At 40.4% G+C, this 14,282-nt stretch carries 14 protein-coding genes and 1 tRNA gene; 7 read left to right on the forward strand and 8 right to left on the reverse strand.

What is annotated here, in order from left to right; all coding sequences use genetic code 11:
• The first annotated feature begins 82 nt into the window (after positions 1-82).
• Complete coding sequence (locus FRX45_RS11240) at positions 83-1,282, forward strand: acetylxylan esterase (protein ID WP_193311667.1); 1,200 nt, start codon at positions 83-85, stop codon at positions 1,280-1,282.
• 19 nt (positions 1,283-1,301) lie between these two features.
• On the opposite strand, the gene coaD is transcribed toward FRX45_RS11240, so the two are convergent.
• The 3 genes from coaD to FRX45_RS23285 all read right to left on the reverse strand — a co-directional run bounded on the left by coaD (position 1,302) and on the right by FRX45_RS23285 (position 3,284).
• Positions 1,302-1,778 carry a pantetheine-phosphate adenylyltransferase gene (coaD, locus tag FRX45_RS11245; protein WP_152268519.1) on the reverse strand — a complete coding sequence of 159 codons (477 nt, stop codon included), beginning with the start codon at positions 1,776-1,778 and terminating at the stop codon, positions 1,302-1,304.
• A 95-nt stretch (positions 1,779-1,873) separates the two neighbouring features.
• Positions 1,874-2,806 (reverse strand): aspartate carbamoyltransferase catalytic subunit, encoded by a 933-nt coding sequence (locus FRX45_RS11250; protein WP_152268520.1) that lies wholly within the window; start codon positions 2,804-2,806, stop codon positions 1,874-1,876.
• Between the two features lie 337 nt (positions 2,807-3,143).
• Positions 3,144-3,284: a hypothetical protein gene (locus FRX45_RS23285; RefSeq protein WP_193311668.1), complete on the reverse strand. Its 141-nt coding sequence runs from the start codon at positions 3,282-3,284 to the stop codon at positions 3,144-3,146.
• On the opposite strand from FRX45_RS23285, the gene rpmI reads away from it, so the two are divergent.
• The 3 genes from rpmI (at position 3,285) to FRX45_RS11265 (ending at position 5,481) form a co-directional block, all read left to right on the forward strand.
• Entirely contained in the window at positions 3,285-3,482 is a 198-nt protein-coding gene (gene rpmI / locus FRX45_RS11255; protein ID WP_152268521.1) for a 50S ribosomal protein L35, read from the forward strand.
• Positions 3,483-3,585: 103 nt separating this feature from the next.
• Positions 3,586-3,930: a 50S ribosomal protein L20 gene (gene rplT, locus FRX45_RS11260; protein WP_152268522.1), complete on the forward strand. Its 345-nt coding sequence runs from the start codon at positions 3,586-3,588 to the stop codon at positions 3,928-3,930.
• A gap of 150 nt (positions 3,931-4,080) precedes the next feature.
• Positions 4,081-5,481: a type III PLP-dependent enzyme domain-containing protein gene (locus FRX45_RS11265; protein WP_152268523.1), complete on the forward strand. Its 1,401-nt coding sequence runs from the start codon at positions 4,081-4,083 to the stop codon at positions 5,479-5,481.
• Positions 5,482-5,584: 103 nt separating this feature from the next.
• Here FRX45_RS11265 and FRX45_RS11270 read toward each other — a convergent pair whose 3' ends face one another.
• Positions 5,585-8,656 carry a zinc-dependent metalloprotease gene (locus FRX45_RS11270; protein WP_152268524.1) on the reverse strand — a complete coding sequence of 1,024 codons (3,072 nt, stop codon included), beginning with the start codon at positions 8,654-8,656 and terminating at the stop codon, positions 5,585-5,587.
• Positions 8,657-8,841: 185 nt separating this feature from the next.
• Positions 8,842-9,624 (reverse strand): acyl-CoA desaturase, encoded by a 783-nt coding sequence (locus tag FRX45_RS11275; protein WP_152268525.1) that lies wholly within the window; start codon positions 9,622-9,624, stop codon positions 8,842-8,844.
• Between the two features lie 239 nt (positions 9,625-9,863).
• Here FRX45_RS11275 and FRX45_RS11280 point away from each other — a divergent pair, with 239 nt between their 5' ends.
• The gene (locus FRX45_RS11280) at positions 9,864-10,109 is read left to right on the forward strand and encodes a hypothetical protein (RefSeq protein ID WP_152268526.1); all 246 of its coding nucleotides are present in this window, start codon (positions 9,864-9,866) and stop codon (positions 10,107-10,109) included.
• 141 nt (positions 10,110-10,250) lie between these two features.
• On the opposite strand, the gene FRX45_RS11285 is transcribed toward FRX45_RS11280, so the two are convergent.
• From FRX45_RS11285 to FRX45_RS11295, 3 genes are all read right to left on the reverse strand, one after another.
• Positions 10,251-11,177 carry a DNA adenine methylase gene (locus FRX45_RS11285; protein WP_152268527.1) on the reverse strand — a complete coding sequence of 309 codons (927 nt, stop codon included), beginning with the start codon at positions 11,175-11,177 and terminating at the stop codon, positions 10,251-10,253.
• Entirely contained in the window at positions 11,174-12,094 is a 921-nt protein-coding gene (locus tag FRX45_RS11290; protein ID WP_152268528.1) for a type II restriction endonuclease, read from the reverse strand. The genes FRX45_RS11285 and FRX45_RS11290 overlap by 4 nt, the downstream gene beginning before the upstream one ends.
• Before the next feature lie 290 nt (positions 12,095-12,384).
• Positions 12,385-12,455 (reverse strand) — tRNA-Cys (locus tag FRX45_RS11295).
• 63 nt (positions 12,456-12,518) lie between these two features.
• Between FRX45_RS11295 and FRX45_RS11300 the strand changes: the two genes are divergently transcribed.
• Positions 12,519-13,394 carry a nucleoside phosphorylase gene (locus FRX45_RS11300; RefSeq protein ID WP_152268529.1) on the forward strand — a complete coding sequence of 292 codons (876 nt, stop codon included), beginning with the start codon at positions 12,519-12,521 and terminating at the stop codon, positions 13,392-13,394.
• Positions 13,395-13,484: 90 nt separating this feature from the next.
• Positions 13,485-14,270 (forward strand): diaminopimelate epimerase, encoded by a 786-nt coding sequence (dapF, locus tag FRX45_RS11305; RefSeq protein WP_152268530.1) that lies wholly within the window; start codon positions 13,485-13,487, stop codon positions 14,268-14,270.
• Positions 14,271-14,282 lie beyond the last annotated feature (12 nt).

Consider the following 14,282-nt stretch of genomic DNA (forward strand, 5'->3'; position numbering starts at 1 on the left):
ATATATAAGGAATGTTCTCCGGCCCCGGCACTACTCCTTATCTTTATTTTTTTATTTGTCTTTCATAACCACAGGTTTCAGCATGAAGAAAATTTTTCTCTCTGGATTATTCTTATCGGTTGCTTTTGCCTATGCGCAGCAAACAAGCGCACCCAATGCTCCATGGAATATAAAAAAACTATATCAAACGCCGCCTGTGCATGAAACAGATTGCTGCAGTGTGCCCGGCATACGATCTTTTTTTTATGAAGGAATTGTTTTTAAAACCAAACCAACAAAAGTGTTTGCTTATTATAAAGCACCCGGGGGAACTCCGCCTGAGGGCGGATGGCCGGCAGTGGTTTGTGTGCATGGCGGCGGTGGAATCGCATTTCCGGAATGGGTACAAGCCTGGGTAGATCGTGGCTATGCCGCTATCGCTATGGACCTGGAGGGGCATCTTCCTATAGGAGACTTTCCCAACCGCGAATGGCATGAACAGGCCGGACCACCCCGTATCACAACCTTTGGCGATATTGAGATTGCCGACAGGGAACAATGGTTCTATCATGCGGTAGCAGACGTGATCAGGGCTAATTCGTTACTGCGTTCTTTTCCTGAAATTAATCCCCAAAAAATCGGGGTGCACGGTATTTCATGGGGAGGAGTAATAACAGCCGCAGTAATGGGGTTGGATAATCGTTTCGCCTTTGCCGTGCCGGTATACGGTTGCGGCTTTTTGTACGAATCCACCGTTTCGAATTTTGAAAGATATTTTAAAGTGATGACGCCTGCCCAGTTAAATGCCTATAAAACCAAATGGGATCCTTCATTATATATTCCTTCTTCTACCGTTCCAAGCCTATGGTATATTGGCAGCAACGATGGATCGTTTCCCTTAAATATATGGCAGCAATCGGTATCACTTGTTAAAGCAGCGCCACTGCTTTGCATACCAGTTACCAGCGAGCACGGACACATATGGAACCAGCCAGAAATATTTGCCTTTGCGGATATGATGGTAAAGAGTGGTAAAAAATTAATGCAAATCACTAACAACCCCATCCGAAAGAATATTGTTACGGCAAAAATTGTTTCTGAAACAACCCTAAGCAAAGCAGTATTGTGCTATACAGCCGATGCTGGTGTTTGGCAAAGCCGCAACTGGGTACAGGTACCAGCAACATTAAATAAAGACGTGGCATTGGCTGTTTTGCCGGGCGATGCAAAAGCATATTATTTCAATGTCACAGATGCTAATAATCTTCGCTTCAGCTCTGCGGTTACCATTATAGAAAAATGATGTGATAAAATATTTTGTATCAGTTCTTTATCTTTAATGACCTCACAACTGGTTCAGGCAAAAACTGGGTGACATCTCCACCATTGCGAATTACATCTCTTACCAAAGTAGAAGCTACGGAAGTATATTGCGGAAGGCAGGTTAAAAAGATTGATTCTATCTCCGGGGTAAGGCTTCGGTTCATATCTGCAATTGCCTTTTCGTATTCAAAATCACTGACATAGCGAATGCCTCTTAAAATAAAATTCGCATTTACTTTCCGGCAGCACTCAACCGTTAATCCTTCATAAATAACCGCATCAACCTTATCTACATCTTTAAATATTTCCTTTATCCACTGCAGGCGTTGCTCTTCCGAAAACATAGCGGTTTTATTTACATTCCGACCAATACCAATGAACAGCTTATCGAATAAATTGAGCGACCGGTTTATAATATCTAAGTGACCAATGGTTATTGGGTCAAATGTTCCGGGAAATAAAGCAATGCGTTGCATATATTTATTTGAGATTGGAAATTTAAAATTTGAGATTTCCCGGCGTCCTCCCTACTCACTCAGTACTCCCCACTCCCTACTCACTACTTACCTTTTCAACTCACTTCCCTTCCCCCGGCTAATAAATACAATACCGCCATCCGGGTGGCTACACCGTTTTCTACCTGCTGTAAAATAATAGATTGTTTTGAATCGGCCACATCGCTGTCTAATTCAACCCCCCTGTTGATGGGGCCGGGATGCATGATCAGTATCTCTTTATTAAGTTCATCCAGCATTCTTTTATTAATGCCATAGGCGAGATTATATTCCCTGAGGGATGAGAACAACACCTGGTTCTGACGTTCCAATTGAATTCTCAATACATTCGCTACATCACACCATTTCAATGCGTTACGAACATTATATTCTACCCGTATATCGAATGCTTCCTTTATATAAGGTGGAATGAGTGTGGGAGGTCCGGCGACCATCACTTCGGCGCCCATCTTTTTTAAAAGGTAAATATTACTAAGCGCCACCCTGGAATGCATGATATCACCGATAATAGCCACTTTCAAACCTTCCAGCTTTCCCTTGTGCTCCCGCATGGAAAAAGCATCCAGCAGGGCCTGGGTAGGATGTTCATTTATACCGTCGCCGGCATTTACAATAGCCGCCGGAATATGTTTTGCCAGAAAGTGAGGCGCTCCGCTGGCGCTATGCCGCATCACCACCATATCTACTTTCATAGAAAGAATATTGTTAACGGTATCCAGAAGCGTTTCACCTTTTGATACAGAAGAACCGCTGGCTGTAAAATTAATGGTATCGGCGCTCAGCCGCTTTTCCGCCAGTTCAAATGAAATACGGGTACGGGTAGAGCTTTCGTAAAAAAGGTTCACAATGGTTACATCCCTGAGCGTGGGTACCTTTTTAATGGGGCGCTGTAAAACTTCCTTGAATTGGGTGGCAGTATCTAAAATGAGTTGAATATCCGATGGAGTGAGGTCTCTAATGCCCAACAAATGTTTGGTGCTGAGTTGCATTAGGGAGCGAAATTAAAGGATAGAGATTAAAGTGCAAAATCCGAAAGCAAAAAATCGGAAGAAATACAAAGAAACAAAAAGCCCAATCTCAAGAAACAAACCTGCCTGCCGGCAGGCAAGCCTGTCCGCATGATGGAAAAATTCAAACGCCAAATCCGGAGACTGAAAACCCGAAATCCGGGGCTGGCGATCAACTTTCAGGACAATTCAGCCTGTCGTTAGTAACACTTATACCTCAACACACCTCACAACCTTATACCTCATACCTTACACAACCTCAATACCTTATCTGACTGCTGATACCTGTTCTGAAAAAGTTGTTTTCATATAAGATGTTTTATATACCTTTGCAGCCCGTAAAAACGGGTGTGTTTGTTAAATGCTTTGCAGGAACAGGCACAAATTGCCCCAAAGGCTCCATAAGTGTTCCGTCTGTTCGGAACCGCCCCACGGGTATAACATAAATACTTTTACGCATATGCCAAAGGTTAAAACCAATTCAAGTGCAAAGAAAAGGTTTAAAGTGACCGCCACAGGCAAGATCACACATCAAAAGTCTTTTCGCCGCCACATTCTCACTAAAAAATCAAAAAAACGCAAACGGGGCATGAGAATTGACGGGCAGGTACACAAGTCCAATATGGATTTCGTGAAACGCCTGTTACGTCTAAAGTAATGACCGTGCCTTTCATAAGGCGGGCGAAAAAACCAGTAAACCTCCATTAAAAAACAGTTGACCGTACATCAATAAAGTACCGAAACATAAAACTTATTAAACTATGCCACGTTCAGTAAATGCCGTTGCATCTAAGGCACGAAGGAAAAGAATTTTAAAAGCCGCCAAAGGCTTTTATGGTAAACGTAAGAATGTTTTAACCGTTGCCAAAAACGTAGTAGAAAAAGGATTAACCTACAGTTATGTAGGACGCAAACTGAAAAAGAGAGAGTACCGCGCTTTATGGATTGCCCGTATCAATGCGGCCGTTCGCGAAGAAGGGCTTACTTATTCGGAGTTTATATTCAAACTGAGACAGAAAGGAATTAACCTTGATCGTAAGGTTTTAGCCGATCTGGCAATGAATGAAGCCGAAAGCTTTAAGAAACTGATCGTTTCAGTTAAGTAATTATAAAAGGAAGGATGAATTGAATAATTTTTCCAGATAATTGCATATGACCGGTAGTGAAAAAATCACAACCGGTTTTTTTATGGGGGACTGATCAAAGAACTACATTTGCAAATCATTGCTCACGCTAAACAACAAGGCTAAGTAAAAATGAATAAATCATACACCGACCTGGTGAAACAAACCTTTTACTTCCCACAGGAAGGTTTTGAAGTAACCGACGGCTATCTGCGTTTTAACGGATTGGATCTTAAAGCTATTATTGATAAATATGGCACCCCGCTTAAACTCACCTACCTGCCCAAAATAGGTATGCAGATAGACAAAGCCAAGAAAATGTTCAAAGAAGCATTTAAAAAACACCGGTATGAGGGCAAATATTTTTACTGCTATTGTACCAAAAGCTCACATTTTTCTTTTGTTGTGGAAGAAGCCCTGAAGCATGAAATTCACCTCGAAACCTCTTATGCATACGATATTGAGATCATAAACCGGCTGTATGAAAAAAGAAAGATCAATAAAGACATTCATATCATTTGCAATGGCTTCAAGCAAAAAGGATATACTTCCCGCATTGCGCGGCTGCTGAATACCGGATTTAAGAATGTGATTCCCGTTTTGGATAATAAAGACGAATTAGATGCTTACCGCCGTTCCGTAAAAGTGCCTTTTAAATTAGGGATACGCGTTGCGGCTGAAGAAGAACCTACTTTCCCGTTTTATACTTCGCGGCTGGGTATGCGGGCAAGAGATATACTGGAATTTTATGTTGATAAGATCGAAGGCAACGAGGAAAAATTTCAGCTAAAGATGCTGCATATATTTCTCAATAAAGGGATCAAGGATGATATTTATTACTGGAGTGAGCTCAATAAGATCATTCACCTGTATTGCCAGTTAAAAAAGATCTGTCCTGAACTGGATTCCATTAACATTGGCGGAGGATTCCCCATCAAACATTCGCTTGGGTTTGAATATGATTACCAGTTCATGATCAATGAAATTGTACGCAATATTAAAAGCGCCTGCAAAAAAGCCAAGGTACCCATGCCCCACATTTATACGGAGTTCGGCAGCTTTACAGTAGGCGAAAGCATGGCGCATATTTACAGTGTGGTAGGTCAAAAAGTCCAGAACGACCGGGAAACCTGGTATATGATTGATTCTTCTTTTATTACTACCCTGCCCGATACCTGGGGCATAGGGGAAAGGTTTTTGTTGCTGCCCATTAATAAATGGGATGAAGAATATCAACGGGTGGTACTTGGCGGCATGACATGTGACAGCCATGATTATTATGATTCCGAAGAACATATCAACGAGGTCTTTTTGCCCAAAATTGTAAACGGCGAACCGCTCTATCTTGGCTTCTTTCATACAGGTGCATACCAGGACCAGATCAGCGGCTATGGTGGCATCAAACACTGTCTTATCCCTTCCCCCAAACATGTAATAGTGGAATACGATAAGAACGGGAAACTGGTTGACTGGCTGTATGCCAAAGAACAGTCTTCGCAAAGCATGCTGAAGATACTGGGATATATTAAGTGAGTAGTAAGTGGCGAGTGATATACAAGTTACAGGTTACAGGTTACAAGTTTCAAGTTTTGCAATGTTTTCATGGACAACTAACCACTCAACCAATCACCAGCTATCAAAGCTTAACAAACCTCAGTATATAACTGTTTTTCCCGGCGGTTAATTTTATAATATACGTACCGGCAGCCCAGTTACCGGTATATATGTTTTTGGTAAGCAGCGTGTTGTTTATTTTTTCGGCATAAACAAGCTTCATATCACTGCTTAAAATTTCAATAAGGGCATTGGACGCCGGCCTTCCGAAATGAATCGTAACATTATTTGCTGCAGGAACCGGGTACAGTGTAGGCGTAGTATTACCGGAGCCGTTTGTATTTATTTGGATAACCTTACTGTACGAACTTTTCCCATCTACATCTACCTGTTTTATGCGGTAATACAATTTTCCTCCCCGGGGTTGAACATGAAGATAGTTATAAGATACAGGTATGTTGCTGTTGCCTTTTGAAGCCAGTTTTCCCACCGGGATAAAACGTACTGCATCGGTACTCATTTCTATTTCAAAATAGCTGTTGTTCAATTCCATAGCCGTTGACCAGTTCAGTTTTACATTGCCATCAGCATATAAAGCTTCAAAATCAAGCCAGCTTACAGGCAAAGCTGCATCAACCGAACCAATTGAAAAACCCGAAAAACCCGTATTAAAAGTAGTTGTCACCGTATGGTCTTCACCAAAGCCGCCATGCACCAGTGTTGTACTCAGCTTTACTTTTTCCGTTTGCGGACTGGTTGGAGAAAAAGATGAAACCGGGATTTCCGTTTTGATCATTTTTACATTGGCCCAGGACTTTCCTGTTGCTGCTTCATAACCCAATTTTTCCGCATCGGTATAATAAAGTGTTATTTCATAATTTCCCGAAGCATTGTTGTTTTGCGGCGTTACAAAAAATGTTTTACGTGTAAGAAACTGAGCTGGTGTATTGTTCCAGAACGGTGCTGCACTGTTACCATCCCGGTCTATGCTTACAGTTGTGCAACCATAATCCCAGTCACCCAGGTTTTTAATTTTAGCAATGATCTTCTGCGGCTGAAATTTATCGTAAAAATATACTTCGTTATATGGACCAAGGTATTCTTCTTTGGATGTGCATACAGAATTGCTTACCGGATTGCCCTGCACAGCATAATCCAATATTATTACGGGTTTTATACCGCTTTGATAAAAACTTACCAAAGAAAAGTCTTCGGAGCAGCTTATTCCTTCATTTTCTATCATATTGCCCTGTTCAGCATTGCTTCCATCAGGGTAGGCATATAATATATCCGCGGCATCTGCAATGGCCGTGCCGTTATCAAAGCAAAGTTCTACTCCGATATTACTGGTACCATCCCACTTAAAAGGTTGCGTGAATGCAAATGCATTCCAACCATTCTTTGTAGTGTATGAAGGAAGCGAAAGAACAGTAGTCATATTAGCAATGGTATGAATACTTCCGTTTTCCACAAGATTACCGAGGCTGGTATTGGCCATTTTAATATTCAGGTTTTTAAAGGCCCGGAGAGAATTCTTTTTTACAAAGAACCTTATTCCTGAAATGGAACAACCCGAAAGCCCTGCCGCAGTAAGTTCACCTGCTTTATACAAGATCTGGGTTTTTTGCTTTTGGAGTGATGCATCAAAGATTTTAGCATTATTAATATCGTAAGTTGATGAGCCTATACTGCTGTTTGAGAGTGTACCCGGAGCTACAGGACGATAATCATGTCCGCGGATAGTGATATTCATTACGGTAACAGCGCTGCCTTTTTCGGCAATACCGCCACCATTATCAACAGAAAAGCTCAGCTTTAAAAGTTTTGCTTCCGGTGAGCTTCCGTGATCATAAACACGCAGTATGAAAGACCGGTTGTTGTTTGCGCCTGCCGGAAATACAACCTCCTTACCAGAGGGAAAATCAAAATCTGATTTTTCCAGGGCTGTTGAAACAGGATCAACACCAATGATGGCGGTAGCATTTTGTACCGGGTCACTGCCAATGGTAAAATTAAAAACATGATCGCAGTACTTGCGGCAGCCGTTTACAGTTGTTGCCGTTTTTACAAGCTCAGCATTTTGCTGTTCAAAATTTATTTTTGGTGTACAGGAAGGATTTGCATAGGTGGGTATGGCTCCTGCTGATGTAATAAGGGAGCTTCTTTCCTCCAATAGTATACTTGCCTGTATCCGGTCTTTTTGTCCGGGTGTAAAAAGCGTGTAACAATTGGTGTAGCTCATAAAATTGCTTTCCGTACGAATATTATAAGGCTGGTTAATACAAATATTATTGCCCGTGCGGCAGGTAAAATTAACTACACCTGAAGCATTGGCATTCATGGAAACAGGATCAGTATCAGCAACATGATCGCCATTACCAACAGGACATTTAGTGCTTACATTAGATCCCTCAAAAGGATGATAAAGATTAAAGGCATGACCTATTTCGTGGGAAAGTGTTTTAGAGCCTGCCTTCATTTGCGTGGCCAGCATTACTGTTCCGTCTACCACGCTGGAAGTAGGAAAATAAGCATACCCGGCAATAAATTGCCCTGTAGTTCCATCCTGCCCATTGATCTTATTTACCACATAAATATTGTAATACCGCGACCTGTCCCACGACACCGGCTCTTTCATAGCTATATCCTGGCTAACATCATTATTGGTAGCGCCATTGGTCACATAATCTGCATTGGAAGACATATTAACCCGGTTAATACCAGGTGTTGGATTGCAACCAGGATCTCTTTTCGCTAAAACGAACCGTAATCCAAGATCACCGGCAGCATTTATACCGGCAGGAGTAAGGGAAGGATAGGTGCCGCTGTAAACGTCATTCAGATAGTCAACCGCAGCAATGATCTGTTCGTCCGAAGGATTGAAAGGCGTTCCAACCGGTTCGCCGGTGTGTAATACATGCACTACTATTGGAATAGTAAAGATATTTGTTTCCTTTTTTTGATAATTCTTTGGGGCTTTCCGTTGCTGGATAATTTTTTCAATTTTTTGCTCATTAAAGGTTACGCGGGATTTATATAAAGGATCAGCACCCTGCAACGCACGATGCGACTGGTCGAAGCCACATATTGGTTGAGCAGGTATATTGGCGCAATACAATAACACACAACAAAAAGCAGCAATTACGCCTTTCATAGCAGCATATTATAGTCCAAATGTAAATAATAAAACAAGTGCCTCATTTTTTACATGACTAATTTTGTTCACATTTACGTTTTCACCGAACGCTTCTTCAATAGTTGCGATTGAAGCCTTGTTCACCGGAAAACATGCTATAATCCGAAAATTTTCCGTGATCATACTTCCTGGTGAAAGGGAGTTTAATTATTCACGGTTTCATCCTGGTGGCTAATTCCTTTTGGAACGGATACCACCAATATTCTATTAACGCGTATAATACCCAGCCATTTTAAAAGAAGTATAACCGGGTAAACAGGATCTACTTCGTGCCAGCGCTTCCCGAAATTAATGGAAGAGGGATTTTTGTGGTGGTTGTTGTGGTACGACTCTCCGAGCATTAAAACATCAACCGAAAATAAATTGTATGAAGTGTTTTTTAGCCTGAAGTTTATATACCCGTATTTATGGGCGAACCAATTAATGATGGCACCATGAAACGCGCACATGGTTATTACTACAGGAAGCAATAAAAACCACCATGCCGAAGATGCGAAAATGATAAAGAAACTGATATACAGCAAAATCCATAAAATTTTTGAAGTAGTAGAATTGGCCCATTTATCAAAACTATTCCATTTAGGAAGGTTTTTGGTAAATCTCGATTCTACAGGCAATGTTCCCTTAAGTATACCAACATAAATATTCCGCGTTCGCCACATCATTGAAAAAATATTCGATGAAAACTTAGGCGAATGCGGGTCTTTTTCGGTGTCGGTATAAGCATGATGCATCCTGTGCATTACGGCATAGGAACGGGGACATGAATAAGAAGACCCCTGCATTAAATAAGTGAAAATGAAAAAAAACCTTTCCCAGAATTTACTCATTTTAAACGCGGCATGAGCGGCATACCTGTGCTGAAAAAATGTTTGTGTAAACAAGGACATGTACCACATTGATACAAAAAAAATAAGTATAGTCATAAAATTGATTTTATTCCCACAGAAGGTAGCCTGAAGAAATACAGGAATTATTTTTGGGAAACATCCGAATGAGAAATGAGTTCCTGAATAGGGGGAAAACGATTGACTGTATTATCTGTTTTGAAGATAGGCATAATTATGTTAAGAAATGCACAACGTATATAGGAATTATTGGTGAATAAATCAAAAATGTAATTAATGCTTCTTCAGCTTCTGATTTTTTCACCTATTTTTGCATCATGAATAACATTAGTGTATTGACAGATTTTGAAGCATTGACCAATACCATCAATTTTAAAAAGCTGCCTTCTCCGCCCGGATTAGAATCCTATACTATTTATGCCGGGGGCAATTTTATTTTCATATCCAATGCCAAAAATCGTACGATCCGCTTTAGTCTCGCCAATTTCAGTACCAATGATATTACAAACGACGGAATCCAGGACTGGATTGATCGCATTCATAAATTGTACCCCAGTTTTTAATGAACAACGCTATTAATTAATAGTCCTAAACAGGAATTTTTTCCGCATCTTCCAAAATACTTATTACCTCTTCGACATTCAATTGTCTCCTTCATCCCTGCTTTTGACAATAACTTGTTGTTATGCCAGTGCTTCTTTTCGTCACTCCCACACTATTTCTAATTGTTGTTCTTGTGGTTTAGCTTTCAATCCGTGGTTATGTTGTTCAATTTTGTCTGTGTCAAAGTTGCATACCAAAGCTTCTACAACTGTCCGTCGGTTTTCAATGTTGCCACCGTTATGATAAAAATGGTCTTTGGTAACAATGTTGAATTTGTTCCAAAACCTATTTATCATTTCATTATCTCGCCAGTCATTATGATGCCAGGTTGATAGAATAAATTTTGCTTTGGTTTCTGTAAGTAAATTGAATAACAGTTCTTCGTCCTGTTCTGTCCAGCCATTGTAATAGTCAACATGTCTACCGTAATAGGGTGGGTCACAATAAATAATGTCGTTTTCTGTTGCAAGAGGAATGATACCAGCAAACGATTTGTTGTGAAATATCCAGTTAGGTTCGGGTTGTATGATTTGAGAAACTGCAGCAACCTGATTGGTAATTTTTGTTACGTATGCTTGTGCAAAACGATCAGGTTTTTTACAAAAAGGAATATTCCAGTTGCCCTTACTTCCAAAACGCATCATTCCGTTGAAACCAGCTCTCGAAAGAAAAATAAAATCATAAGGTGAAAACTCACCGCTGTTAAAACGGGAACGGATTTTTAGGTAATGTTCGTAACCATTGTTTTCAGCTTCGCTTAAAAGTTTGCCCTCTTCTTCCAGGTATTGTTTCATCAAAGGTGCAGAAATGCTTTTATCCTGTATCCCTTTGTAGAAACCAATTATATGAGGATTTGTGTCGTTTAAAATTGCTTTTTTATAACCCGAATTATAAGCGACTACACCAGTTCCCAAGAATGGTTCTATCCATTTGCCTTTTTGATTGGCAATAGTTACTAAATCCTTAATCCAGGGAACAAGTTTGGTTTTTATACCCTGACTTTTTATAGGTGGGACAATAACTTTCATTGGCTTAATTTTTTAGGGATTCTTGTTACAATTTTTTCCCACAAATCTGTTCTGCCTTTAAACTCTAAAAAGTCTTTGAGGTTGGTTATCTTGATGGTTTTACCGTCTTTAACCATTGTAGCCAAACCGAAGTTTATCCAATATTCATCAAACCACTCTTCGCCTAATTGGCTAAAAATGCCGTTTTCATTCCGTAAGTCATCAATGCTTAATGTAGAGCCAATATTTGCAGTATTGCCCGAACCTTGTTTGTCGCTGGCAATTTTCCATTTTTCGGTTGCGAAAAAGTCAAAATCCTTAATTACGGAAGTAATAGATTTCAAATTCTTTACAGTCGTTACTTCTCTTTCTCCTACTTTTTTGTTTGGCGTTTCGTATTCTTCCTGTAGCTCCTCAACCTGAAAGATTTCAGTATCAGAAGGGTCGTCAGCAGTAATATCAGTTCTTGTATAAATTACACCTAAACAATAATGACCTAAATACTGACGGTAAGGAAATTGAATGTTTTTCTTCTTATCTCTTTCTTTGAAATAGCTTCCGTGGCTTCCTAACGTAAAACTTGAAATACCGCTTTTCTTACGATAAGTTGTTTTCAAATCCACTGCAAACTTTACATCTTCATTTTCTTTGTTGATGAAAGTCAAGTCTGGATAATAATTCTGATGTTCGGTCAGTAAAATCTTGTAGCCAATTTCTTCCGCAAATTGCAAGATTTGAGGGAAGATGTGTATTTCAAGAATTTTTGAAACGATTTTCGTGTCGGACGAAATGGTGTAAATGTTTTTATAAACATCAATAAACCCTTTTACCGACCAGTCGCCATTATCAGTTGAAACGTATTTTTCCAACTTGCCCGTAAATCTGTCAAGTTCTTTTTTGAATATCGCCTTATATTTCTCTTTCTCGTTTGCTGTCATTCGTCAAATTTACTAAAAATTGTAGTTTCTTTTTCGGTCTGTTGATGTTACTAAGGTTTCTCGGAAGTTTTGGGCAAAACTTGTGCATTTAAGTCATAATCTCAATAAGCCTACCCCCATGTTCAACAGTAGCAAAAGGTCCGCGAAATACGGTATACGCTTAAGGTATTGTACGGGGAATGCATTGGGGCCAAGGCATGCACAACGTTTATTTACAGGCAGGAGGCACAGAATACTGGGAATCATTTGAAATTAAAAAAGGATCGCATTGATGGATCCTTTTTTAGCGGAGGTCCCGAGCGGATTCGAACCGCTGTGGGAGCTTTTGCAGAGCTCTGCCTAACCACTCGGCCACAGGACCTTTTATCTTTTTTACCGGGTTGCGAAAATAGGATATTTTTATGAACCACAAAATAACTTACCAATGCAATATATTGCTGAATCTGAACTAATTCTCAACAAACGGGGCGCCATCTATCATTTAGATTTGTTGCCTGAAGAGTTGGGCGACATTGTTATTACTGTGGGCGACCCGGGCCGGGTAAAAGAGGTAAGCAAATATTTTGATATGGTAGCATGCAGCCAGCAGCACCGCGAGTTTATTACACATACCGGACGCCTGGGTAATAAGCGCATTTCCGTTGTATCTACAGGCATCGGAACCGATAATATTGATATTGTGATGAATGAACTGGATGCCCTGGTGAATATTGATCTCCATACAAGAACCGTGAAAACGCAGCTTACTTCATTACAAATTATCCGGATAGGTACAGCCGGATCCCTGCAGGAAGATATCCCCGTTGATAGCTGGGTGGCCAGTACCCACGGACTGGGCATAGATAATTTGCTGCATTTTTACCGATATGAAAATAATGAAGAGGAAAATCAGTTGATTCAGTCTTTTATTACACAAACCCAACTGCATAATAATGCTGCATTGCCTTATATTAATAGCGCCAGTGTTGGACTGATCAAGCATTTTGTAGAAGGGTTTCATCATGGCATTACCGTAACCTGTCCCGGGTTTTACGGGCCGCAGGGAAGAATGTTGCGGCTGGGCTTAAGTGACCCTGCTTTTATAGACAGGTTGTCCGGCTTCAGTTTTGGTACCCATCGTATTTGTAATTTTGAAATGGAAACAGCAGGCATTTACGGCATGGGGAAACTTTTGGGGCATCATTGCCTTAGCCTCAGTGCTATTGTGGCCAACCGGATCAGCAAAAAATTCACCAGGGATGGGAATGCGGTTGTTGATCAACTGATTAAAAAAGCACTGGAGATTATATCGGCTTTTTAATTACCAGCCATTTCTATGCATCTGCCAGAACAACTTATTTAATCAATTAATGCCATTCAACCAATAACTTTGCAGCATAAAAAAAGGGTAATGGATATACATTTTTTTAAATATCAGGGAACGGGAAACGATTTTATTATATTAGACAACCGTGACAATGCCTATTCTTTTCTTGATACAGCGCAGGTAAACTTTTTGTGTAACAGGAAATTCGGTATCGGTGCAGACGGGCTGATGTTACTGAATAAGCATAACAGCTATGACTTTGAAATGGTTTATTATAATGCCGATGGAAAAGAGGGCAGCATGTGCGGAAACGGCGGGCGATGCCTGGTAAAGTTTGCATACGACTCCGGTATAAAGAAAACCACCTATCATTTTATGGCTACAGATGGCCCCCATGAAGCAGAAATAGACCTGCAGGGCATTGTTCGGTTAAAAATGAAGGATGTGCAGACAGTGAAAAATAAAACGGATCACTTTATCCTGGATACGGGTTCACCGCATTATGTACAGTTTGTTCAAAATCTGCAAAAATTGAATGTAAAGGAGGAAGGAAAGAAAATACGGTATAGCGATGCTTTTGCTGATGAGGGCATTAATGTAAATTTTGTGGAGACAGTTGATGATCACACCATTTTTGTACGCACCTATGAACGGGGTGTTGAAAATGAAACGTTAAGCTGTGGAACCGGCGTAACGGCTGCAGCGCTCGTTTCGGCGCATAATGAAAACAGCTTTAATGAAATTGATGTACGCACTACAGGAGGTAATCTGAGCGTGGAGTTTGACCTTTCAGACGAAAATCAATACAGCAATATCTGGCTTTGCGGCCCTGCAGAATTTGTATTTAAAGGAGAAATAGGATTGGAGTGAATTTCAAATCTC

Origin of the sequence: Agriterribacter humi, from assembly GCF_009192765.1 — a bacterium.
GTDB classification, from domain to species: domain Bacteria; phylum Bacteroidota; class Bacteroidia; order Chitinophagales; family Chitinophagaceae; genus Agriterribacter; species Agriterribacter humi.